At 65.9% G+C, this 22,045-nt stretch carries 16 protein-coding genes; 10 read left to right on the forward strand and 6 right to left on the reverse strand.

Annotated features, from left to right (window positions below):
* The first annotated feature begins 1 nt into the window (after nucleotide 1).
* Together hemH and AC1DYM_RS17225 are read left to right on the forward strand one after the other, a co-directional pair.
* Entirely contained in the window at nucleotides 2–1,054 is a 1,053-nt protein-coding gene (hemH, locus tag AC1DYM_RS17220) for a ferrochelatase (protein ID WP_477340392.1), read from the forward strand.
* On the forward strand, nucleotides 1,045–1,986 hold the full coding sequence (locus tag AC1DYM_RS17225; RefSeq protein ID WP_477340394.1) for a LysR substrate-binding domain-containing protein: 942 nt from the start codon (nucleotides 1,045–1,047) through the stop codon (nucleotides 1,984–1,986). Before hemH ends, AC1DYM_RS17225 begins: the two co-directional genes overlap by 10 nt.
* Before the next feature lie 72 nt (nucleotides 1,987–2,058).
* On the opposite strand, the gene AC1DYM_RS17230 is transcribed toward AC1DYM_RS17225, so the two are convergent.
* The 6 genes from AC1DYM_RS17230 to AC1DYM_RS17255 form a co-directional block, all read right to left on the reverse strand.
* Entirely contained in the window at nucleotides 2,059–4,002 is a 1,944-nt protein-coding gene (locus tag AC1DYM_RS17230) for a CocE/NonD family hydrolase (RefSeq protein ID WP_477340396.1), read from the reverse strand.
* Between the two features lie 10 nt (nucleotides 4,003–4,012).
* Nucleotides 4,013–7,033, reverse strand: a complete 3,021-nt coding sequence (locus AC1DYM_RS17235) for a TonB-dependent receptor (protein ID WP_477340398.1) — start codon at nucleotides 7,031–7,033, stop codon at nucleotides 4,013–4,015.
* Nucleotides 7,034–7,151: 118 nt separating this feature from the next.
* Nucleotides 7,152–7,907 carry a DeoR/GlpR family DNA-binding transcription regulator gene (locus AC1DYM_RS17240; RefSeq protein WP_046968943.1) on the reverse strand — a complete coding sequence of 252 codons (756 nt, stop codon included), beginning with the start codon at nucleotides 7,905–7,907 and terminating at the stop codon, nucleotides 7,152–7,154.
* Nucleotides 7,897–9,555, reverse strand: a complete 1,659-nt coding sequence (locus AC1DYM_RS17245) for an ABC transporter permease subunit (protein WP_477340400.1) — start codon at nucleotides 9,553–9,555, stop codon at nucleotides 7,897–7,899. The genes AC1DYM_RS17240 and AC1DYM_RS17245 overlap by 11 nt, the downstream gene beginning before the upstream one ends.
* Complete coding sequence (locus AC1DYM_RS17250; protein WP_477340402.1) at nucleotides 9,552–10,553, reverse strand: ABC transporter ATP-binding protein; 1,002 nt, start codon at nucleotides 10,551–10,553, stop codon at nucleotides 9,552–9,554. Before AC1DYM_RS17250 ends, AC1DYM_RS17245 begins: the two co-directional genes overlap by 4 nt.
* Before the next feature lie 28 nt (nucleotides 10,554–10,581).
* On the reverse strand, nucleotides 10,582–11,583 hold the full coding sequence (locus AC1DYM_RS17255; protein ID WP_477340404.1) for an ABC transporter substrate-binding protein: 1,002 nt from the start codon (nucleotides 11,581–11,583) through the stop codon (nucleotides 10,582–10,584).
* Nucleotides 11,584–11,753: 170 nt separating this feature from the next.
* Here AC1DYM_RS17255 and hisN point away from each other — a divergent pair, with 170 nt between their 5' ends.
* The 8 genes from hisN (at nucleotide 11,754) to AC1DYM_RS17295 (ending at nucleotide 21,967) form a co-directional block, all read left to right on the forward strand.
* Nucleotides 11,754–12,545, forward strand: coding sequence for a histidinol-phosphatase (gene hisN / locus AC1DYM_RS17260; protein WP_477340406.1), 792 nt, complete (start codon nucleotides 11,754–11,756; stop codon nucleotides 12,543–12,545).
* Nucleotides 12,546–12,553: 8 nt separating this feature from the next.
* Entirely contained in the window at nucleotides 12,554–14,701 is a 2,148-nt protein-coding gene (locus AC1DYM_RS17265) for a phosphocholine-specific phospholipase C (RefSeq protein WP_477340408.1), read from the forward strand.
* A 208-nt stretch (nucleotides 14,702–14,909) separates the two neighbouring features.
* On the forward strand, nucleotides 14,910–15,830 hold the full coding sequence (gene prmB, locus AC1DYM_RS17270; RefSeq protein WP_477340410.1) for a 50S ribosomal protein L3 N(5)-glutamine methyltransferase: 921 nt from the start codon (nucleotides 14,910–14,912) through the stop codon (nucleotides 15,828–15,830).
* An 18-nt stretch (nucleotides 15,831–15,848) separates the two neighbouring features.
* The gene (gene aroC / locus AC1DYM_RS17275) at nucleotides 15,849–16,964 is read left to right on the forward strand and encodes a chorismate synthase (RefSeq protein WP_477340412.1); all 1,116 of its coding nucleotides are present in this window, start codon (nucleotides 15,849–15,851) and stop codon (nucleotides 16,962–16,964) included.
* Nucleotides 16,957–17,955 (forward strand): 2-hydroxyacid dehydrogenase, encoded by a 999-nt coding sequence (locus AC1DYM_RS17280; RefSeq protein WP_477340414.1) that lies wholly within the window; start codon nucleotides 16,957–16,959, stop codon nucleotides 17,953–17,955. Before aroC ends, AC1DYM_RS17280 begins: the two co-directional genes overlap by 8 nt.
* 31 nt (nucleotides 17,956–17,986) lie before the next feature.
* Nucleotides 17,987–19,015 (forward strand): aspartate-semialdehyde dehydrogenase, encoded by a 1,029-nt coding sequence (locus tag AC1DYM_RS17285; protein WP_477340416.1) that lies wholly within the window; start codon nucleotides 17,987–17,989, stop codon nucleotides 19,013–19,015.
* On the forward strand, nucleotides 19,015–19,305 hold the full coding sequence (locus AC1DYM_RS17290; RefSeq protein ID WP_477340417.1) for a hypothetical protein: 291 nt from the start codon (nucleotides 19,015–19,017) through the stop codon (nucleotides 19,303–19,305). The genes AC1DYM_RS17285 and AC1DYM_RS17290 overlap by 1 nt, the downstream gene beginning before the upstream one ends.
* 169 nt (nucleotides 19,306–19,474) lie before the next feature.
* On the forward strand, nucleotides 19,475–21,967 hold the full coding sequence (locus AC1DYM_RS17295) for a motility hub landmark protein FimV (protein WP_477340419.1): 2,493 nt from the start codon (nucleotides 19,475–19,477) through the stop codon (nucleotides 21,965–21,967).
* Nucleotides 21,968–22,045: the final 78 nt, after the last annotated feature.

The following is a 22,045-nucleotide window of genomic DNA, read 5'->3' on the forward strand; positions in this document are numbered from 1 at the left end:
CATGCACCACACTCACTCCGCCACCTCCTCGTGGGAGCCGCTTCAGCGGCGATTAGCGTCCGGCAAGGTCGGCATCCTCCTGTCGAACCTCGGCACGCCGGATGGCACCGACTACCGCTCTGTCCGCCGTTACCTTGCCGAGTTCCTCTCCGATACCCGCGTGATCGAGCTGCCGAAACTCGTCTGGCAACCGATCCTGCAGGGCGTCGTCCTGCTCCGTCGCCCGGCCGTCAAAGGCAAGGACTACGCGCGCATCTGGAATCACGCGCTCGACGAGAGTCCGCTGAAGACAGTCACCCGTAACCAGGCGACAAAGCTCCAGGCCTGGGCGAGCGAGATGTTCGGCGAGGACCGTGTCGCCGTCGACTGGGGCATGCGCTACGGCAATCCGTCCATCGAGGATGCGGTGAAGCGCCTGAGCGCGCTTGGCTGCGATCGACTCCTCATGTTCCCGCTGTATCCGCAGTATTCCGCCACGACCACGGCGACGGCCAACGACAAGCTGTTCGAGGTCCTGCGTGGCATGCGCAACCAGCCCGCGGCTCGCGTCGTGCCTTCCTACTTTGACGAGCCAGCTTATATCGAAGCGCTCGCACGTTCGGTACGCGGCACGCTGGCGGCCCTGGACGAGGAGCCCGAAGTCGTCGTCGCGTCGTTTCACGGCATCCCCCAGCGCAACGTCGCCCTGGGTGATCCGTACTACGCGCAGTGCCAGCGCACCGGCGAGCTCCTGCGCGATGCGCTGGGCCTGCCGGCAACACGCTTTCGCATCAGTTACCAATCGCGCTTTGGCTATGCCGACTGGCTGCAGCCGTATACCGAGGCCACCATGCGGCAGCTCGCGCGTGACGGCATCCGTCGTATCGCAGTGATTTCCCCGGGCTTCGCGGCGGACTGCATCGAGACCATCGACGAAATCGGTCGCGAGAACGCGCACTACTTCCGTGAGGCGGGTGGCGAGGCGTTCACCCTGATTCCCTGCCTCAATGACAGCGAAGACGGCATGACCGTGCTGCGCGATCGCGTGCTACAGGAGACGCGGGGATGGCTGTGAAACACACGCCCCGCGCCGAACCGTTCGGCGATCGCGATCGTGGCAACCTGGCCGGGCTCTCGTTGCGCGATCTGGAATACGTCGTCGCCGTGGCCGATCTCGGCAACTTCATGCGTGCCGCCGAGCGTTGCCATGTCACGCAACCCTCGTTGTCGGTACAGATCCGTCGCGTTGAGGAACGCCTCGGCACGGTGATTTTCGAGCGGACGACGCGAAAGATCCTGCTTACCGATCAGGGCGCGCGCCTCGTCGACCAGATGCGCAAGGTGCTGGTCGAAGGGCGTCGGCTGCTCGATATCGCGCATCGGCCCGAACGCGCTTTTGGTGGCACGTTGCGGCTATCCGCCATCGCCACGCTCGGCCCCTATTATTTTCCGTATGTGCTGACGGACATTCAGACAAGCTTTCCGGACGCGTCGCTCGAACTCGGCGAAGGCAAGACGGACGATCTGGTCGATGCCTTGCTCCGTGGCGAACTGGACGTCGTGTTGATGTCCGCCCCGGTCATCAACACGCAGGTGAGTTGCGTGGCGATTTTTCAGGAGCCCTTTCGCCTTGCCTGTCGCGAGGATCACCCGGCGAACGCGGGGAGCGGAGACCTGTGGGCCTCGCTCGAGCCGCGAGAGCGACTGCTTCTGGAGGAAGGACACTGCCTGCGCGAGCAGGCGCTGGCGGCGTGCAACGACGTGGCGCCGGCCCAACGCCAGGGCACCAGCCTGGAGACCCTGCGGTACATGGTTGCCGCGGGGGAGGGTTGCACGCTGATGCCGCAGCTAGCCACCACGCAGGTGCAAGGGATGCGTTACCTGCCGCTGCCTGATGATTTTGCGCGCACCATTGTGCTGGCCTGGCGGAAGTCGGATCCGCGCACCGACGATTTTCGGGCCTTGGCGCGGACGCTTCGTGAGGCGAATCATCCGCGGCTTTCGTGATGCTGTAGATGATCGGTGCCTGGCCCGCTGCCGCGGGATCGCCGATGAATCGGCTCCTACCAGGCTTCCGTCCTACCTGACAACCGGCAATTCCACAAACGTCCCGTTACCCCCGTCCCGCACGATCTTCTGCGTCGCCTTCTGGTAATCGCCAGGCTTCGCATTGAAGATGTTCGGCACGAAGGTCTGCGGATTACGGTCGTAAAGCGGGAACCAGCTCGACTGGATCTGCACCATCACGCGATGGCCCGGCGCGAATACGTGGTTCACCGTGGGCAGTGGGAATCGGTAGTCCAGCGGCTTGTCCGGCGTGAGCGCCGCAGGCTTGTCATAACCTTCGCGATAACGGCCGCGGAAGATCTCCATCGCGATCGGCAACTGGTAGCCACCCATCGAAGGTTTCTCATCGACTTCGTCCGGGTAGACGTCGATCAGCTTGACCACCCAGTCGCTATCCGTCCCACTGGTGGATGCGAGCAGATGTACCAGTGGTTCACCGGCGACGCCCATGGGCTTGTCGAGCACCGGCGACACGTACGTGAGAACGTCGGTGCGCGTAGCGAACTGGCGCTGATCGTCGACCAGCCATTCCGGCCAGCTGTCGATTTGATCGGGGGCACCGTGCGACCACGCCTGGATCGGGCGGACCCGATAGGGCACGGGCTTGGCCGGATCCGACACGTAATCGTCCGACCCCTGCGCCGGCGCCGTGACACCGAGGCCGCCATCCGCTTCCGCATACCAGCGTTGCATCGTCGGCGCGCAACCGGAGCGGCAGGCCGACGGCCAGGTGTCCAGCTTGCGCCACGTGTTGTCGCCGGTGACGAACGCGTTGACCGGGGCGATATCCGCCTTGGGCGCGTCGTCCTTCAGGTACTGGGCGAGGAAGGGACGCAGGATGTCCTGGCGGAAGGTCGTGCCGGTATCGCTGCCCAGGTCGAGCGCGCCGATCGTATTGGCCTTCTCCCAGGTCTTGGCATGCCGCCACGGCCCGATCACCAGCCACACTTTCTTGTGATCCGGATCGCGCGGTGCGAGCGCGCGGTAGACGGCCATGTCGCCGTAGTTGTCTTCCTGGTCCCACAGGCTGTGCACGAGCATCGTCGGCACCGTCATGGGTTCCTTCGCGGCGATCTTGTCCAGCGCCTGGTCGGACCAGAAGCTGTCATAGGCCGGGTGGGCGAGTACTTTCTGCCAGAAGCCGAGGGCCTCCATGCCGTAGGCGCGACCGATGTCACCGGCCGAGCCGCCGCGCAGATAGAGGTCGTAATCGTCGCGGTAACCGCTGGTCCAGCCGATGTTGCTCTCGCGCGAGTTCACCATGCCGTAGATGTAGGGAATCATCTGCTGGCGGAAGGCGCCCCTGTGGAACCAGTCGTCACCCATCCAGCCGTCGATCATCGGGTTGATCGGTACGGCGACCTTGAGCGCGGGGTGCGGATGGATCGTGGCGATCATCGCCTCGAAGCCGTCGTAGGAAATGCCGATGATGCCGACCTTACCGTTCGACTCCGGCACATGCTTCACCAGCCAGTCGATGGTGTCGTAAATGTCCGAGGATTCGTCGACCGGTGTGGGATTGCCAGGGCCGATCGGCGGCCGGTTCATCACGAAGTCGCCTTCGGAACCGTGCTTGCCGCGGATGTCCTGGATGACGCGAATATAGCCGTCCTGGACGATCACGTCCGACGGGTTGTCGTAACCGCGCAGGGTAGGGCCGAGGTGTGGGCTATCGCCCCGATGACCCATGCCGTCGGCGCCGTAGGGCGTACGTGTGAGCAGCATGCCCGCGCGCGTCGCGCCCTTGGGCAGCAGGATCACCGTATGCAGCTTCACCCCGTCGCGCATGGGGATGTCGACGGTGCGGCGTTCGAAATCGAAGCCCGCCTTCGTCGGCGTGAAATGGGCCGGCGTCTCCGTCGGCAGGTCTTTGTAGGTTTTCTCGCCGCCGACCGCCGGGGTCGCGAGGACCCCGGCGGCAAGCGCGACGATACCCAGTCGCAGTAGTGCGTGCATGACGTCCCCGTCAGAAGTCGTACGTGATGCCGAAACGGGCGTAACGCGGCTGCGTGTAGCTGATCACCTGGTTGTAGCCGTCGTTCACCGAGTTGGTGCTGCCGGAAACCGGGTTGAGTGCCTGCGCGCGCTGCTGGTTGAGCAGGTTGAACACCGAGACGTTGAAGGCGAGCTTGCGGTCGGCCCACAGCGGACGGTACTCGACATTCGCGTCGATCAGCTCCTCCCAGGGGTTGCGGCCCTTGTCGCCCGGCCGCGACGGCACGCCGAAGCAGTAGTGGTAGTAGCTGCCGTAACCGGACGGATCGCTTTCATCCGCGCCGTAACGACCCAGGCACGACTTCGGCGTACCCGACTGCACGATGATGTTGGCCGAGACCAGCCATTCCGGGGTGATCTGGTACGAGCCGTACAGCTTGATCTGGTGCTTGCGATCGTTAGCGAGGTTGCCGTTGGCATATTCCATCAGCGTGGCGTAATCCCAGTCACGCGTCGCCGATACCGAGCCCTGGCCCACGTCCGAACGCACCTGGCCTTCCGTGTTGCCGTAGCTGCGCGAATACAGGTAGTCGATCTTGGCCGACCACGTCCCGTCGAACGGGTGCGAGAGATAGGTGTCCAGGCCGTAGTAATTGCGCTTGAGCTGGGTGAAACCGAAGTCGTCGTTGGTGACCGTGACGTTGTAATACCCGCCACCCTGTTGGGCCAACTGGTACACGTTGGCGCGGCCGGGATTGGAGAGGTAGCAGCTGCCCACCGTCGTCGCATCGATGTCGGCGCCCTGGGCCACGGCGGCGCGGGTGATCGCACCGTTGTCGCAGACGTCATCCAGTGCGTTGCGCAGCTTGCGTACCGTCGCCTTGGTACCCCACACCCACGACGCATTCAACTGCTGGTCGAAGCCAAGGATGAACTCGTCCTGGTACTCGGACTTGATGTTCTTGGCGCTGACCGTGCGGGGGTCGGGCGGCTGGCCGTACTCGCCGTTGGGAGACACGGCGCCACCGGTGGCCGACTTCACGAAGGTCATGCCGGTCGGCATGCCACTGGCATCGATACCCGTATAGGTGAAGTACTGGTTGGTGGCGAGCGAGCCGGCCGAGGTGCGCAGGGCGACCGAGGCGGGCATCGCCAGGAAGTAGCGACCCGCGTTGCCGTAGATCTTCATGCTCGAATCGCCGAGCACGTCGTAGCTGAAGCCCAGGCGAGGCGCCCACTGCGGCTTGGTCAGGCGAAGATACGGCTGGCCGCTGGGGTTGTAGTTGGTGAATTGGTCGTTGCGGATGCCGAGCGAGAGCAGCAGCTTGTCGCTCACCTGCCAGTCGTCCGTGACGTACTGCGCGCGCTGCTTCACGCGGACCGAGGCCAGGGTGTTGTAGTGGCGAATATAGCCGTAGTAACCGTTTTCGCCGCCGGGATAGTTGCCCGGCTTGTCGACGAAGGGGCTGTCGCTGATGTTGAGGTTCGGATCCTGCTTCGCGTACCACAGCTCGTAACCGTCGCCGCCGATGGTGGTGCCATCGTCGATATCGTGCGAATCCTGGTTATCGATACCGGCCGTGATCGAGTGGCTGCCGATCTTGTAGTTCAGGTCGACGCGCAGGTTGCGGTTGGTCGAGGTGTGGTCCGGATTGTCGACGGTGTCCAGCGTCTGGCCATTGGTGATCGGCACGCCGCCGGTCAGCGCCAGGTTCTCGCCGCTCGCGTTGCCGATGAAGGGACCGGTGACGCCGGTGTCTGGCGGCTCGTTGTAATAGGTGAGCTTGGACTTGCCGTACAGCGCGGTCAGCGTCAGGTCGTCGGTGATGTAGCTGGTGAACTTGGCGACATAGACCATGGCCTTGGTCTTGTACGTCGAGTCGGTGCTGACGAAATCGCCCTTGGTATCCGTCTGGTAATCGTAGTCGTACTTGTTACCGTTGGAGCGGTGCGTCTGGTTCACCCCGGTGAGCTCGAGGATGTTGCTGTCGTTGATGTTCCAGTCGATCTTGCCATACCACTTCGGATCCTTGTACGTGTACTTCGTATCGTAGGAGTGATTGATGTCACCGACCGTGTTGCCTTCGCTGCGCGCCATTTCCACGGCGGTGAAGACATAGAGCTTGTCCTTGATCAGCGGGCCGCCGGCGTACGCACTTACCGTAGAGGTCCACTCGTGGTTCTCGTCGTTGCGCTGCTCGATCGTACCCGGCGGTTGCGGGTTGTTCTGACCGAAGGTGATATTGCGTGCATCGGCACGGGCGAAGTCCGGCTCCCAGAGGACCTGGGCGCCGAAATGCCATTCGTTGGTGCCGCGCTTGCCGACCTGGCTGATCACGCCGCCGTCGGAGCGGCCATACATGGCGGAATAACCGCCGCTGAGCACTTCCTGCTGATCCACGGCGCCGTAGGGCAGGCTGATGCCACCGAAGCCGCTGAGCGGGTCGGTCGTGTTCATGCCGTTGATGTAATAGGCGTTCTCGGTCACGGACGAGCCGGAGAAGCTGACCAGGGAGTTGCCCATGGCGCCCTTGAAGCTGCTGCTACCCGGCGAAGCGCCCGGTGCGAGCAAGGCGATGCCTTCGGCGGTGCGGGTCAGCGGCAGGCGAGCGAGATCGGCCGAGGTGATGACCGTGCTCGAGGCCACCGTCGCCACGTCGATGGTCGGCAGCTTGTTCGCCGAGACCATGACGCCCGACAGGTCCTGAGCGTTGCTGGCATCTGCCGAAGCGCCGCTCGCGAAGGACACGTCGGTGGCGGCACCGACGCGCAGCGTGATGTTGTCGCGCGAGTCGACGACGGCGCCATTCGCTTTCAGCGAGACCTTGTACGTCGCAAGGGGCAGGGCTTCGGCGCTGTAACGGCCGCGTGCGTCCACGTTGACTTCGCGGACGATGCCGTTGCTGCCTTCGATGAGGACGGTTTCATTGGCGGCGACGGGGGCCTGGCCTGCGATACGGCCGGTCGTCGACTGGCCGTGGGCAATGCCGGTAAGCGAGGCCGCGACGGCGGCGCAGAGAAGGGTGCGTCGGAGGGTGATGCGGGAACTCATGGGATGCTCCGGAAGGGCTTTTAACATGATGGTGAGGATTCAATCGATCCAAGTAACAGGCGGAACAGGCCTTCCTGGCGCGTTCTTGTTTCAGGTGGTGCGGGTGGGGCTAGGTCGATCAGGCATAGGCGATCTCCCCGATGGCTTTGCCGATGCCGGCGATCGCGCGCGATTTTTCCGAGCGCCGGTCGGTGACCAGCACGTCGATACGATCCGCGGGGCACCACGCGACGCGACTGCGTACGCCGATCTTCGAGTGGTCGGCCGCGATGACGATGCGGCGTGCATTCGCGCACATGGCCCGTGCGATTTCGGCTTCTTCCATTTCGAAACTGCTGGCTCCGGCTTTCGCCTCGATACCCACGGGCGACAGGATCGCCAGGTGTGGCTGGTAGCGGGCGATCTCGGCGATGGTCGCCGAGCCGTTGGTGCATCCGATCTGCGCGTTGAAGCGGCCGCCGAGAAAATGGACTTCATTGCCCGTGCGCGCTGCAAAGCGTGCGGCGACGTCCACCGCGTTGGTGACGATAGTCAGGCCGCTGCGCGTGGCGAGCGCTTCGGCGACCAGGGTCATCGTGCTGCCGGCGTCCATGAAGATGGTCTGCCCGCTTTCGACAAGGCTCGCGACCTTCTTCGCGATCGCCCGCTTCTCGCGTACGCGGGTGGCATGGCGCACATCGATCGGCGGTTCGTCACCGGTGAGCACCGCGCCGCCGTGTACGCGACGGATCTCGCCGCGCTCGGCGAGTTCGACGAGGTCGCGGCGGATGGTCTCGCGCGATACGCCCAGCTCGGTCACGATCCGTTCGACCGACACCTGGCCGCTGGTGCGGAGCAGGTCGCGAATTCGGGTATGCCGTTCTTCATGCCACATGGCGTCGGTCCTTGAGTACGTGGAGGAGGAGGCGCATCGTCCCGAGGGCGAGCGCGCCGGCGACGACGACGCACATGGCGTACGCCGCGGCCTGGGCGAGGAACCCGTTCTCGTCCAGTCGCATGACGGCGACGGACGCGAGTCCCAGACCGGGTGTCACGAGGAAGATCACGCCCGACAGGGTCACCAGCGAGCGCATGAACAGATAAAAGAACGCCGAGACGGCCGCCGGCATGGCGAAGGGCAGGACCGCGTCGCGTAGCACGTGGCGTGTGTCGCCGCCGAACGATGCGACTGCGTCCTCCAGGGCGTCGGGCACCTGGCGCATGCCGGTCTGCATCGTGAGGAAGGCTTGTGCGTGATAGTGGTAAAGGCTGCACGCGGCCACGATGGCGGCGCTGCCGTAGAACCAGCCCGACAGGGCGCCGTGGTTGAAGGTCAGTACGTAGCCCAGGCCGAGCACCATGCCCGGCACGGCGGCGGGCAGCGAGGCAAGCACCTGGAGCGGTCGCGCGATACGCGGCGACGCGCGGCGCAGTCCCGCGGCGAGGGCGAAGATCATCACCACGCCGACAACGGCGGCGAGCAGGGAGACGCCGAGCGAGGTGGCCACCGGACCATAGCCATCGGGCATGCCGCCGGTGTAGTTGGCCAGGGTGAGTGTGCGGTCGTAGGGCCACAGTTTCACGATGCTCACATAAGCCACGGTACCGACCACCGCGACGACCGGCACCAGGGCGAGCACGGCGAGGGCCCCGAGCAGGATGTCGCGTAGCCGATGCGGGGCAGGAACCAGCGCGCGTCCCGGACTGGCATCGCCGCTGTCCTGCCGGCGCTTGGCGAGCCGGCCGAGCCACACCGAGAGCAGCGCCGGGGCGAGCAGTACGACGCCCAGCGTGGCGCCCATCGAAAAGTCGAGCTGACCGACCACCTCGCTGTAGATTTCCATCGCCAGCACGCGGTAGCTGCCACCGACGACGACGGCACTGCCGAAATCGGTGAGCGTCTCGGTGAAGACGAGGAAGGCCGCGGCGAGCAGGGCAAAGCGCAGGCGTGGCACGGTGACGTCGATGAACTGACGCCAGGGTGTGGCGCCCATGGACTCGGCGGCGTCGTAATGGCGCGCCGGCGTACGTTCGAGCGCGGCCGACACGATGATGACGATCTGCGGGAGTCCGTACAGCGTATTGGCGATCAGCAGGCCCCAGAAGCCGTAGATATCCGTGGGTAAGCCGGTGAGTCGATGGATCAGGCCGTTGCGACCGAGCAGGCAGACCAGCCCGAGGCCGAGCACGAGGGACGGCGCAAGCATGGGTAGCAGCAGGGTGCCGCGGATCAGGAACTTGCCGGGCAGCCGCGAGCGGTGAAGCGCCATCGCCAGGCCGAGGCCGAGCGCCATCGTGGTGCACGTCGTGGCGACGCCGATGCTCAGGCTGTGCAAGGCGGCACGCGGCAAGCCCGGGTCGTCGAACAGACGCGCGTAGTTGGCGAGGGTGAACGCGCCATTCGCGTCGGTGACGCTGCGCCAGAGCACGGTGAGCAAGGGATGGACGAAGAAAAACAGCAGGCCCAGCACGGGCAGGGCGAGCAAGAGAGCGGCGCCGACGCGTGGGCGTGCGACAGCGCGGGGGATGGCGATGCTGCTCACGTGTTCACCCAGGCGCCGCGGACGGCGTCGATCGACACGGCTTCGCCACGCACGAGCGGGCTGCGTCCGGGCAACTCGGCGAGGATACGGCGGCCGCGCCAGGCGACGTTGACGCGTGCCAGGTTGCCGAGGAAGGTGATGTCCTCGATCACGCCTTCACCGCGCGGATCGGCATCGACCACGAGGTCTTCGGGTCGCAGGCAGAGTTCGAAGGTTGCATCCGCACCGGGCGGACGGCGTTCGAGGAAGGCCGGCAGCGTCTCGCGGACGAAGTCCGTCGGCAGCAGGTTGGCGTGGCCGATGAAGTCGGCGACGAAACGGGTCTTTGGGCGCTCGTAGAGACATCGCGGCGTACCGATCTGTTCGATCCGTCCCTGGTTCATGCAGACGATGGTGTCGGCCATGGCCAGCGCTTCGTCCTGGTCATGCGTGACCATGATGGTCGGGATGCCGAGCGAACGCTGGAGCGCGCGAATCTCGCCGCGCAGCTGGCCGCGGATGGCCGGATCGAGCGCGGACAGGGGTTCGTCGAGCAAAAGCATGGACGGGTTGGCGGCCAGCGCGCGCGCCAGCGCCACGCGTTGCTGCTGGCCACCGGAGAGCTGGTCGGGAAAACGCGCGGCGAGTGCGCCGAGACCGACGCGCTCCAGCCACTGGCCGGTGTGCGTGGCGATGGCTGCCGGCGATTCGCCGCGCAAACGCATGGGGTAACCGATGTTCGCCGCGACCGTCATGTCGGGAAACAGCGAATATGACTGGAAGACCAGGCCCATGCGGCGTTCCCGCGCGGGCAGGGTGGTGATGTCGCGGCCGTCGAGGATGACCCGGCCGCGGTCGGGCGCGGTCAGTCCGGCAACGATGCGCAGCAAGGTGGTCTTGCCGCAGCCGCTGGGGCCGAGCAGGCAGACGAAATCGCTCTCGCCGGCATGAAACGACACACCGTCGAGCACGGTATGTCCGCTCCAGGCCTTTCCGATGTCATCGATGCGAAGATGCATTCCCCTCGTCTCCCCGGCAGCCGACGCGTCAGCGCGTCAGTTGCTTGAATCTGGCAATGAGTGCCGCGCGCTCGCGCGCTGCGGTGGCGAAGTCGCGCGCAGGAAGCGCCGCGACAAGATGGGCAGGCAGGCCTTGCCGAAGCTGTTCGTCCGTGGGCTCGCTTCCCGGCGTCGCGACGATCTCCTTGAAGCCGCGATACAGCGCGGCGGCGTCGGCCGAGGCGGTCCAGTCGAGAAAACGCCGGGTATCCACGGCGTGCATGCTGTTTTTCATCAGCGCCGAGCCTTCGAGCTCGTAGCCGGCGCCGTCGTCCGGAATCACCATGGTGATCGGGTAACCCTGGCGGATCGACTGCATGGCCGAGAATGCGAACGAGATGCCGATAGGAAACTCACCGATGCGCGCCAGTTTGCAGGGCGCCGACCCGGAGAGCGTTTCCTGACCGACATTGCGCGCGATGTCGGTCACCAGACGCATGCCTTCCGCGTTGCGTCCTGCGTCGGAAAGCGACGAGAGCACCATGTATCCCGTCCCGGAGGAGGCCGGATCGGGCATCGCGATCTGGCCGCGATACATCGGTGAGGTCAGGTCGCGCCACGTACGTGGCATCGGCAGTCCGCGCTCGGCGAGCGCCTCGCGGTTGACACAGAGCGCCGCCAGGTAGCCGGTGGGCGCGAACCACCTGGCGTCGCTGCCACGAAAGCTCGCCGGTATCCGGTCGATGTTGCTACCGTGAACGGGCTCGAGCAGGGCGGCAATGCGGGGGTCGAGCATATCGGTGACGGCCATGCCCCAGATCGCATCGTTTCGCGGCTCGGCCGATTCGGCCAGCAAGCGGGCGGCGAGATCGCCGCTGGACAGGCGGAGCACGTGCACGTCGATATCCGGCAAGGCTTGCTTCGCTGCAGCCAGATAGATGGCTATCTCGTCGCTTTCCAGCGCCGAGTAAACGGTGACGTCGCCGGCATGCACGGTCCCGCCTGCCGCGAGCAGCGCAAGTACGCTTCCGATTTGGCGGTATGCACGCATGGTTGCCGGCCCAGTCCCCAAGGTTGAAAGATGACACATCTGTGTGGCGATTTGGGTATATTTGCAAACATGGGGCATACGGTCCAGCGAAGAATTTTCGTTTTTGTCATCAATCCGAAACGTGCAAACGCTAGATGGCGCACGTTTTTTTCAGCCCGGGAGTGTCATTGATGGAATCGTTGTCCGCCGCGGAGCGGAAGGAATTCGAGGTGTTTGCCACCGGCATCGCCGACAATGCACGCGCCTTCTCGTTGCCGCGCTTCCGCCAGCCGGTCGACGTCACCCTGAAGGGTGACATGAGTCCCGTGACAGCCGTGGACCGGGGCGTGGAGTCCATGCTTCGCGAACGGATCGGCAGCGCCTGGCCGGAGCATGGCCTGCTGGGTGAGGAATACGGGGCGACCCGCACCGATGCCGAGTTCGTCTGGTCGATCGACCCGATCGACGGCACGCGCAGCTTCATCTCGGGCTGGCCGCTGTGGGGTACGCTGCTGGCCTTGCTTCGCAACGGCACCCCCATGCTCGGCATCCTCGATATGCCGGCGCTCGACGAGCGCTGGATTGGCCACGTCGGCGTCGGTACGACGATGAACGGCGCACGCTGCCGCACGAGCGGATGCACCACGCTAGAGGCCGCCACGCTGTACACCACTACGCCGGACATGTTTACCGCCGACGAATGGGCGCGTTTCGACCGGACCAGCCGGGCGGCGTATACCCGCCGCTTCGGCGGCGACTGCTACGGTTACGGCATGCTGGCTTCCGGCCACATCGACGCTGTGATCGAGGCGAATCTCATGCCCTACGACTATCTGGCCATCGCACCGGTGGTCCAGGCGGCGGGTGGCGTCATCACCGACTGGGAAGGCCGCGCGCTGGGCCTCGACAGCGGCGGTCGCGTGGTCGCCGCGGCTACGCCGGCCCTGCATGCCGCCCTGATCGAATCGCTGGCCAGGGACTGAGTCGAACCATGGTTTCCCGCGATCGCCGCCGTTTCCTTCATGCCGCTGGCGCCACGGTAGCCGCGTCCCTGATCGCGCAAGGCGTACCGGCGTCCATCGCGCGTGCGTTGGCGACGCCGGCAGACCGGCGGACCGGCACCATCGCGGACGTGGCCCATGTGGTCATCCTCATGCAGGAGAACCGTTCGTTCGACCATTACTTCGGCAGCCTTCGGGGTGTCCGGGGCTTCGCCGATCCGCGTGTCGTGGAGTTGGCCAATGGCGATCCGATCTGGCGCCAGCCCGTCGCCACGACACATACGAAGTACTGGAAATCGCGTGGCGTGGCCGATGACGTGGCCTGGGTCTATCCCTTTCACCTGGACACGCACGCCAGCGGCGACCACCACGAGGGCACCGACCACGGCTGGAGCACCGGCCACGGGGCGTGGAATCTCGGTCGCAGTGATCGCTGGATCGAGCAGAAGCAGGACGTGCTGACGATGGCGCATCTGCGCCGTGAGGACGCCGCGTTTCATTACGCTCTGGCGGATGCGTTCACCGTCTGCGATGCGTATCACGCGTCCGCACTCGCCGATACGGCGATCAATCGTATCTACCTGTGGAGCGGCACCTCCGATCCGTCCGGACGTCTGGGCAGCAAGGACAACGGCCCGGGTAGCGAGGAGCGTCCCGGCACCAACGGCTATACGTGGACGACGTATCCGGAACGTCTCGAAAAAGCGGGCGTAAGCTGGCGGATTTACCAGGGCGGCACGGGCGAGCCGGGATCGCCAACGGACAACTACACGGACAACTCGCTCGAATTCTTCGCCCGGTACCAGGTGAAGGAAGGCGCCGATCCGACGGGTCCCCTGGTGCGCAACGGGGTGTCGACGCACACGTTGCGCGAACTCCGCGACGACGTGCGGCATGATCGTTTGCCGCAGGTGAGCTGGATCGTCGCACCGTACAAGTACAGCGAACATCCGACCTCGTCGCCCGCGGACGGTGCGTTCTATATCCGCAGCGTGCTCGATGCCCTTACGGCGAACCCGACGGTGTGGGGCCGCACCGTGCTGTTCCTCAACTACGACGAAAACGACGGCTTCTTCGACCACGTCGTGCCACCGGCGCCGCCCCTGGAGAGCGGGCAGGGGGGCGGCGGCGTGGTCTCGGATGACCTGGTCGCGGGTCTTGGCGAAGAGATCATGGATCTCGATGCCCACCCACGCATCGTCGCGCCTCTGGTTCCAGGCAGCGACCCGGGTGGCGAGCAGCCGGTCGGCCTGGGCAATCGCGTGCCGATGATCGTCGTGTCGCCGTGGACACGCGGCGGCTGGGTGTGTTCGGAGACCTTCGATCACACCTCGGTGCTGCGCTTCCTGGAAAAGCGCTTCGGTGTCGAGGAGCCGAATATCAGCAACTGGCGTCGCTCGATCTGTGGCGACCTGACCAGCGCGTTCGATTTTGCCGGGACGACGGATCGCCATGTGCCGAGGATCGCCCTGCCGGAAGGTTCAGTGGGGAAGGCACCGATCCACGTCCCCTCCGCACAGTCGATGCCGACGCAGGAGGCCGGCGTGCGCCCGGCGCGAGCGCTCGGCTACGCGTGGACCATCGAGCACCGTCTCGAAGGGGGCGTAAGCCGCATCGCCATCACCAATACCGGTGTCAACGGCGCGGCGTTTCTTGTCTATGACGGACTGGATCGCGAGGCTGCTCCGCGTCGTTACGCGGTCAGTGCCCGCCAGCGCATCGCCGACGAGTGGAAGCTGGCGCGCGCGGGCGATGCGTATAACCGCCGTGTCCATGGGCCCAACGGGTACCTCGCGGCCATGCGTGGCTTTACCGATGACACGCTCGAGGCAAGCGTTCACGGGGTGGCAGGCGCGCGTGCCGTTGAGGTGGTCCTGACCAATTCTGGCCCCAAGCCGGTCGATTGCCGGGTCGCCAACGCCTACGCCGGCGGGCAAGGTCAAACGCTCACCCTCGCGCCCGGGGCCCGCGGAACGCTCACTCTCGAGCTTTCCGCCAGCGCGGCCTGGTACGACATTGCGATCACGATGCCAGACGTCCCTCGCTACCTGCGACGCTTCGCGGGCCATCACGAGGACGGCCGGCCAGCCACGAGCGATCCCGGCCCTAGCGCCGGTAACGACACGCGGTCCCGGTAGGAGCCGATTCATCGGCGATCCCGCGGCAGCGGGCCAGCGTACTGCTGGCTAGCATGCCGCGAGCACCCATCGCCGATGAATCGGCTCCTACCCAAGCCACGCGAGCACCCATCGCCGATGAATCGGCTCCTGCCAAAGCCATGCCAGGCGGCTCAGCCTCGCTGCGGCCGCTATACTCACGAGCCAGCCACACCGAAAGCCCCCGCCCGTGACCAGCGAACTGTCCTCCATCATCGATTTCATCCGCTACGGCGCCAGCCGTTTCTCGGCCGCCGGCCTGACCTTCGGGCATAGCCACGACAATCCGATCGACGAAGCCACACACTTGGTCCTGGCCGCACTGCACCTGCCGCCGGACCTGCCGCCGGCCTATGGCGCCGGCAAGCTGGTGTCCGATGAGCGTGAGAAGGTCCTGGCGCTGATCGAGCGCCGGATCGCCGAGCGCGTGCCGGTGGCCTACCTGGTGGGCGAGACCTGGTTCGCCGGCCTCAAGTTCAAGAGCGACCGTCGTGCCCTCGTGCCGCGCTCGCCCATCGCCGAACTGATCGAGAGCCGCTTCACCCCGTGGCTGGACGACCGTCACGTGGAACGCGCGCTCGACCTCTGTACCGGCTCGGGCTGCATCGGCATCGCCATGGCCGAGTACAACACCGACTGGCAGGTCGATCTGGTCGACGTCAGCGACGACGCCCTGTCGCTGGCCAACGAGAACATTGCCTTCCAGCACGCCGAAGACCGCGTGCGGGCGATCAAGTCGGACCTCTTCGATGGCGTGAAGGGCGAGGTCTACGACCTCATCGTGTCCAACCCGCCGTATGTCACGAATGACGAATACGCCGCCATGCCGGCCGAATACAGCCATGAACCGGTCCTCGGCCTGACATCCGGCGATGATGGACTGGACATCACGCTGCGCATCCTCGACGAAGCCGCCGACCATCTCAGCGAAGATGGCCTGCTGATCGTCGAAGTGGGCGATAGCGAGCATGCGCTGGTCGCGCTGCTGCCGCGCCTGCCCTTCGTCTGGCTGGAGTTCAAGGTCGGCCAGATGGGCATCTTCGCGCTGGAGCGCCGCGACCTGCTCGAGCATGCCGCTGATATCGCCGCTGCGCGCGCCGCGAGAAACTAAACCCTTATCGGAAGCACCGTGTCCTCCAATACGTTCGGCAAGCTCCTCTCCGTCACCACGTTCGGCGAAAGCCACGGCCCGGCGATCGGGTGTGTGATCGACGGCTGTCCTCCCGGCCTCGCGCTCGATGCCGGTGAGTTCCGTGCCGATCTCGAACGGCGCGCCACCGGACGCTCGCGACACACGTCGCAGCGCCGGGAGGCGGACGATATCGAGATCCTCTCGGGGGTCTACGAAGGCGTCACCACGGGTACGCCGATCGCCTTGCTAATCCGCAACACGGATGCCCGCAGCAAGGATTACGGCAACATCCTCGAGACGTTTCGTCCCGGCCACGCCGACTACACCTATTGGCAGAAGTACGGCGTGCGCGATCCGCGCGGCGGCGGCCGTTCCTCGGCGCGCGAGACGACCATGCGCGTCGCCGCCGGTGTCGTGGCCAAGAAATGGTTGGCCGAGCGTTACGGCGTCACCGTCCAGGGCCATGTCTCGCAGATCGGCGAGGTCGTGCCCCGCGGGTTCGACGCCGCCGCCATCGAAACCAGTCCCTTTTTCTGGCCGGACGCCGCGCAGATTCCCGAACTCGAGTCCTATATGGATGCCCTGCGCAAGTCGGGCGACTCGGTGGGTGCCCGGGTCACCGCGGTCGCGGACAACGTGCCGGCGGGTTGGGGCGAGCCTATCTACGGCAAGCTCGACGGCGAACTGGCTGCGTCCATGATGTCGATCAATGCGGTGAAAGGCGTGGAGATCGGTGACGGTTTCGCCGCCGTGGCCCAGCGGGGCAGCCAGCACCGCGATGAAATGACCGCCGACGGTTTCCTGTCCAATCATGCGGGCGGGATCCTCGGCGGCATCGCCTCGGGCCAGCCCGTGGTGGTTTCGGTGGCCTTCAAGCCGACGTCGAGCATCCTGATTCCCGGCCGCAGCGTGGACCGGGCGGGGGAAGCGACCGACGTCGTCACCAAGGGTCGCCACGATCCCTGTGTCGGGATTCGCGCGGTACCCATCGTCGAAGCCATGCTCGCCCTGGTCCTGATGGACCAGGCCCTGCGCCACCGCGCCCAGTGCGGCGACGTCGGCGCGGTACCGCCGCGCATCCCCGGAACGCTTCAGGGCGCATCGCATGACTAAGCCGAAAGTCTGGATCTCCCGGCCGTTCTTCCCCGATATCGTCGACCGCCTGCGCGAGCATTTCGACGTGCGCGCCGAACCTGAAGAACGCGCCTTCTCCGCCGCCGAACTCGCCGAGCGTCTCGCCGATAGCGACGCGGCCATCGTCGGCCTCGCCGACAAGATCGATGGCAAGGTGCTCGAGGGTGCCCCGAAGCTTCGCTTCGTGGCCAACCTGGGCGTGGGCTACAACAACCTCGACATCGATGCCCTGACCCAGGCGGGCGTCGGTGCCTCGAACACGCCCGACGTCCTCAACGAGACGGTGGCCGACTACGCCTGGGCGCTGATGCTTGCCGCGGCCCGTCGCGTCGGCGAGGCCGAGCGCTGGCTGCGCGATGGCCAGTGGCATGGCTCGCGGTTCGAGGGCTGGCTGGGCGCGGATGTCCACGGCAAGACCATCGGTATCCTCGGCATGGGCCGCATCGGCCAGGCCATCGCCCGCCGCGCCGCCGGTTTCCGGGCGAGGGTGATCTATCACAATCGTTCACGGCTCGATGCCGGGCTCGAGCGCGAATGCGCCGCGACCTATGTCGACAAGGCCAGCCTGCTGGCCCAGTCCGATCATTTGATCCTCGTGCTGCCCTACACGCCGGCCAATCGCCACGCGATCGGCGAGGCCGAACTGAAGGCCATGAAGCCGACGGCGGTGCTGGTCAATATCGCCCGCGGCGGCATCGTCGACGATGTCGCGCTCGCCCGTGCCCTCGCTGCCGGCACCATTGCCGCGGCGGGGGTCGATGTGTTCGAAGGGGAGCCCTCGGTGCACCCCGATCTGCTGAAAATCGAAAATATCGTGCTCAGTCCGCACATCGCCAGCGCAAGTCGCGACACACGTCGCGATATGGCGGCGCTGGCTGTGGACAATGTGCTGGCGGCGTTCGGACATGGTCCTCACGCCGGCCGGCCACCCACGATCATCAATCCGGGTGCGCTGGCCGACGCCAGCTGACCTGTTTCTCCACGCCCTGACGAAAGCGAAAATGAGCAAGAAGACGAGTTACAAGGTGGCCATGGTGGGTGCGACCGGCGCGGTCGGCGAAACCCTCCTCTCGATCCTCGCCGAGCGGGACTTCCCGGTCAGCGAACTGGTGCCCCTGGCGAGCGAGCGCTCGGCGGGCGGCACGGTCGACTTCGCCGGAAAACCTTACATCGTCCAGGATCTCGCCAAATACGATTTCGAGGGCGTGGACATCGCCTTCTTCTCGGCCGGCGGGTCGGTCAGCCGGGAGCACGCGCCGCGCGCCGCCGCGGCTGGCGCCGTGGTGATCGATAACACCTCCGAATTCCGCTACCAGGACGACATCCCCCTGGTGGTCTCGGAAGTGAATCCGCATGCCATCGCCCAGTACACGGTGCGCGGGATCATCGCCAATCCGAACTGCTCGACCATGGGCATGCTGGTGGCGCTGGCGCCGATCCACCGCGAGGCGGGCATCGAGCGGATCAATGTCGCTACCTATCAGTCGGTGTCCGGCGCCGGTCGCAGTGGCCTGGAGGAATTGGGCAAGCAGACCGCCCAGATGCTCAACTTCCAGGAGGTCGAGACCTCCAAGTTTCCCAAGCAGATCGCCTTCAACGTCATCCCGCAGATCGACGACTTCCAGCCCAACGGCTACACCAAGGAAGAAATGAAGATGGTCTGGGAGACCCGGAAGATCCTCGAGGACCCATCGATCCAGGTGAACCCGACGGCGGTCCGTGTGCCAGTGTTCTACGGCCACTCCGAGGCCGTGCACATCGAGACCCGCGACAAGATCACCGCCGAGCGCGCCCGTGAGCTGCTGGAAGCCGCACCGGGTGTGGTCGTGCAGGACGAACGCAAGCCGGGCGGCTATCCGACGCCTGTCGGCGATGTCGCCGGCAAGGATCCGGTCTTCGTCGGCCGCATCCGCGAAGACATTTCCCACGACCGCGGGCTCGACCTGTGGGTCGTCTCCGACAACATCCGCAAGGGTGCGGCACTCAACGCCGTACAGATCGCGGAGATCCTGATCGAGGACTATCTGTAATGAACCATCGCGCCGCCATCGCCTGCCTGCTCGTTGTGCTCTCGCCCCTGGCGACCGCCGCCCAGCAATCCCAGACGAAGGCGGCGCAGGCCGACCCAGCCGCCGTGACCCGTGCCAAGGTCGCGGCGGTGCATGGGGAGGCCAAGGCCGAGGACGCCAACGTGAAGCAGCTCAAGGCCCGGGTTGACGCGCTGGAGTCCGATACGCATGCCGCAAGCCGCCAGCTGGACGATCGGGACCGGAAAATCGCCGAACTCGAGCGCGAGCTGGATGCCCAGCGCAAGCCATAACATGTAAGGGGGGCGTGTACAGGCCTCGCGACCGACTCAACGTTGTCGCGTAACTGCCCGTACTCGCTATTGTTAGTTGTTGCTGGGGTGCACTACAGTGGCGCCTTCGCGGCCGACCGCCCGAAAGAGGCGTGCCGTCAGCATGGTATTAGTTCGGGGGAAGCGAGTGATGAACCGTACGTTGAAGCTGTCGATCATGCTGGCGCTTGCCACGGGGGGCGGTCATGCCCTGGCGCAGGACCTGGGCCCGGTCCAGGTGCGCTCGACCATGGACCAGCCGCTGGTAGCGGAAATCCCACTGACTGGCGTATCGAGCAAGATCGATAACGTCCATGTCGCCCTCGCCTCGGAAGAGGCGTTCGCGCGCGCGGGCCTGAACCGCGGCGGCCTGCCGGTGGCGCTCACCTTCGTGGTGGCCAAAAACGCCAGCGGCCAGCCGGTCATCAAGGTGACCAGTTCCGCCCCTGTGCGCGATACCTATCTCGATTTCCTGGTCGAGGTCTCCACCGACGGCAACAAGGTCGTCCGGGAGATCACGATGCTCCTCGACCCGCCGGGTACCCTGGCGTCCACGGTCGGCACGACGGCCAGTGCGCCTGCGGCCAGGCCATCGCGCACCTCGGACGTGCCGTCCCGCGTGCCTGCACGGGCCAGCGAATCGCGTGCTTCGCATAGCGAATCGACGCCGGCTCCGGCTCCGGCTCCGGCCCGCGCCGCTGCGTCATCGAGCGATGGCTCGGTCACCGTTCAGCGCGGTCAGAACCTCTCGACGATCGCTCGCGACCACACCAGTGGCGCCGATATCAACCAGGTGCTGCTGGCGCTGCACAAGGCCAATCCGGACGCCTTCTACCGCGACAACATCAATGCGCTGAAGACCGGCGCCGTGCTGCGCATTCCTTCCGCCGACGACGTCCAGGCCCAGTCGGCCGTGGCGGCGCTCGCCGAAGTGCGCCGCCAGAACGAGGCATGGCGCTCGGGAACGGCTCGTTCGCCCTCCGTGGTCGCCGACGCCGCCTCCACGGGTGCGGCGCAGGCGCCGACCAAGGCGGCGGCGCCCGCTAACGATCGCCTCGCCATCGTCCCTTCGAAGGAAGGCGGTGACGCTGCGTCCACCCGCGCCGGTACCAAGGACGGCAAAGGCGATGCCCAGGTGGCTGGCCTGAAGCAGGAGCTGAGCACCTCGCAGGAATCCGTCGTCTCGCTCAAGCAGCAGGGCGCCGAGCTGAAGTCGCGGATCGGTGACCTCGAAGAGATCAATACCAAGAACCAGCGCCTGATCAGCTTGAAGGACTCGGAGATCGCCGAGCTTCAGCGCAAGCTGGCGGAAACGCGCAAGGCCGCAGGGCAGCCGGCAACGGCCGCCACGGCGGCAACGCCTGCGCAGGCCGTCGCTCCGGTAGCACCGGCCGCCACGCCGGCCGTGCCGGCGACGGCTGCCGTCGTGACCGCGGCCCCGGTCGTGCCCGCCCATGCGGCGACCGTGTCGTCTCCCGCGGCCGTCACGACGCCTGTTCAGGCGCCGGCTCAGACGCCGGTCGCGGCGACTCCCGCGCCGGCTGCCAAGCCGCCCGTGCACAAGGTCACGCCGCCGACGGTCGTCGAGGACGATCCCTGGTACCTGCAGACCTGGGCATGGGGCGGCGGTGCGATCGTCATCCTCCTGCTCCTGGTTGCCGCGGTATTCGGCCGCAAGAAGACCACGGTCGTCGCCGGTCCGGCCTCGGCCTCGCTGGCGGATCGTTTCGCCCGCGAGCCGAACTTCGACACCTTCGGCCACAACGATGCCATGGACCAGGACCAGCGCGAGATCCTCGACGCGCTGGCCGAGCACCCGGATGACATCGGCCTGCACCTGGAGCTGGTGAGCCTGTATTACGGTCGCCGCGACGTCGAGCACTTCGAAGCCGCCGCCGAGGCGATGTTCGCCCACGTCGCCGACCCGGAGCAGCCGGAATGGCGCGAAGTGGTCACGATGGGCGAGGACCTCGCCCCTAGTCACCCGCTGTTCGGTGGCGTGCCGGTGGACGAGATCGATGATCCGTACGATCACGAGGATCGCCTTCCCGACGACCATGACCGTTACAAGCCGGGCGCGGTTCACGCTGTAGACGATGTGGCCGCCGTCGAGCAGTTCGACCTCGGCAACTACGTGACGGGTGCGGACGAGGACGATCGTCCGGCCGTGCCGACGCCGCAGAAGCACAGCGAATATCACTTCAATTTCGACCTGACGCCGGTACAGCGCGCCGAGGCCGAGCGGCGTCCGAACGCACCGGGTGTCTTCGACGCCGACGCGCCGGATTCGCTCTACAGCGAGGCACTGGCACACGGTTCGGCCGGGCATGGTGCGAGCGACTCGGTGCCGGTCAGCGACGACCGCGCCTCCTGGTCGTTCAATGACGAGACCGAAGCGGCTGCCACCTCCGCTCACGACCTTCCGCGTTTCGACGAGCCGACCTTCCCCGACGAAGAGCCGCTTGCCGACCATAACCCGGAAAGCTTCAGCGACGACCCGGTCGACACCAAGCTCGACCTGGCCCGCGCCTACCTCGACATGGGTGACGCCGAGGGCGCCCGCCTCATGCTCGATGAAGTGATGTCGGAAGGCACGCAGATGCAGCGAGACACCGCCAAGCGGATCCTCAACGACATCGTCTGACCCTCTCCGCCCCGCCCCCTGTAGGAGCCGATTCATCGGCGATTCCCTACCTGTGGGAGTCGATTCATCGGCGATGCT

The organism is Luteibacter sp. P1_D3 (assembly GCF_056406135.1).

What these genes read in the sequence shown, in the direction of transcription:
- hemH (WP_477340392.1), top strand. Translation starts at nt 2, where the DNA reads ATGCACCACACTCACTCCGCCACCTCCTCGTGGGAGCCGCTTCAGCGG.
- AC1DYM_RS17225 (WP_477340394.1), top strand. Translation starts at nt 1,045, where the DNA reads ATGGCTGTGAAACACACGCCCCGCGCCGAACCGTTCGGCGATCGCGAT.
- AC1DYM_RS17230 (WP_477340396.1), bottom strand. Translation starts at nt 4,002, where the DNA reads ATGCACGCACTACTGCGACTGGGTATCGTCGCGCTTGCCGCCGGGGTC.
- AC1DYM_RS17235 (WP_477340398.1), bottom strand. Translation starts at nt 7,033, where the DNA reads ATGAGTTCCCGCATCACCCTCCGACGCACCCTTCTCTGCGCCGCCGTC.
- AC1DYM_RS17240 (WP_046968943.1), bottom strand. Translation starts at nt 7,907, where the DNA reads ATGTGGCATGAAGAACGGCATACCCGAATTCGCGACCTGCTCCGCACC.
- AC1DYM_RS17250 (WP_477340402.1), bottom strand. Translation starts at nt 10,553, where the DNA reads ATGCATCTTCGCATCGATGACATCGGAAAGGCCTGGAGCGGACATACC.
- AC1DYM_RS17255 (WP_477340404.1), bottom strand. Translation starts at nt 11,583, where the DNA reads ATGCGTGCATACCGCCAAATCGGAAGCGTACTTGCGCTGCTCGCGGCA.
- hisN (WP_477340406.1), top strand. Translation starts at nt 11,754, where the DNA reads ATGGAATCGTTGTCCGCCGCGGAGCGGAAGGAATTCGAGGTGTTTGCC.
- AC1DYM_RS17265 (WP_477340408.1), top strand. Translation starts at nt 12,554, where the DNA reads ATGGTTTCCCGCGATCGCCGCCGTTTCCTTCATGCCGCTGGCGCCACG.
- AC1DYM_RS17280 (WP_477340414.1), top strand. Translation starts at nt 16,957, where the DNA reads ATGACTAAGCCGAAAGTCTGGATCTCCCGGCCGTTCTTCCCCGATATC.
- AC1DYM_RS17285 (WP_477340416.1), top strand. Translation starts at nt 17,987, where the DNA reads ATGAGCAAGAAGACGAGTTACAAGGTGGCCATGGTGGGTGCGACCGGC.
- AC1DYM_RS17290 (WP_477340417.1), top strand. Translation starts at nt 19,015, where the DNA reads ATGAACCATCGCGCCGCCATCGCCTGCCTGCTCGTTGTGCTCTCGCCC.
- AC1DYM_RS17295 (WP_477340419.1), top strand. Translation starts at nt 19,475, where the DNA reads ATGAACCGTACGTTGAAGCTGTCGATCATGCTGGCGCTTGCCACGGGG.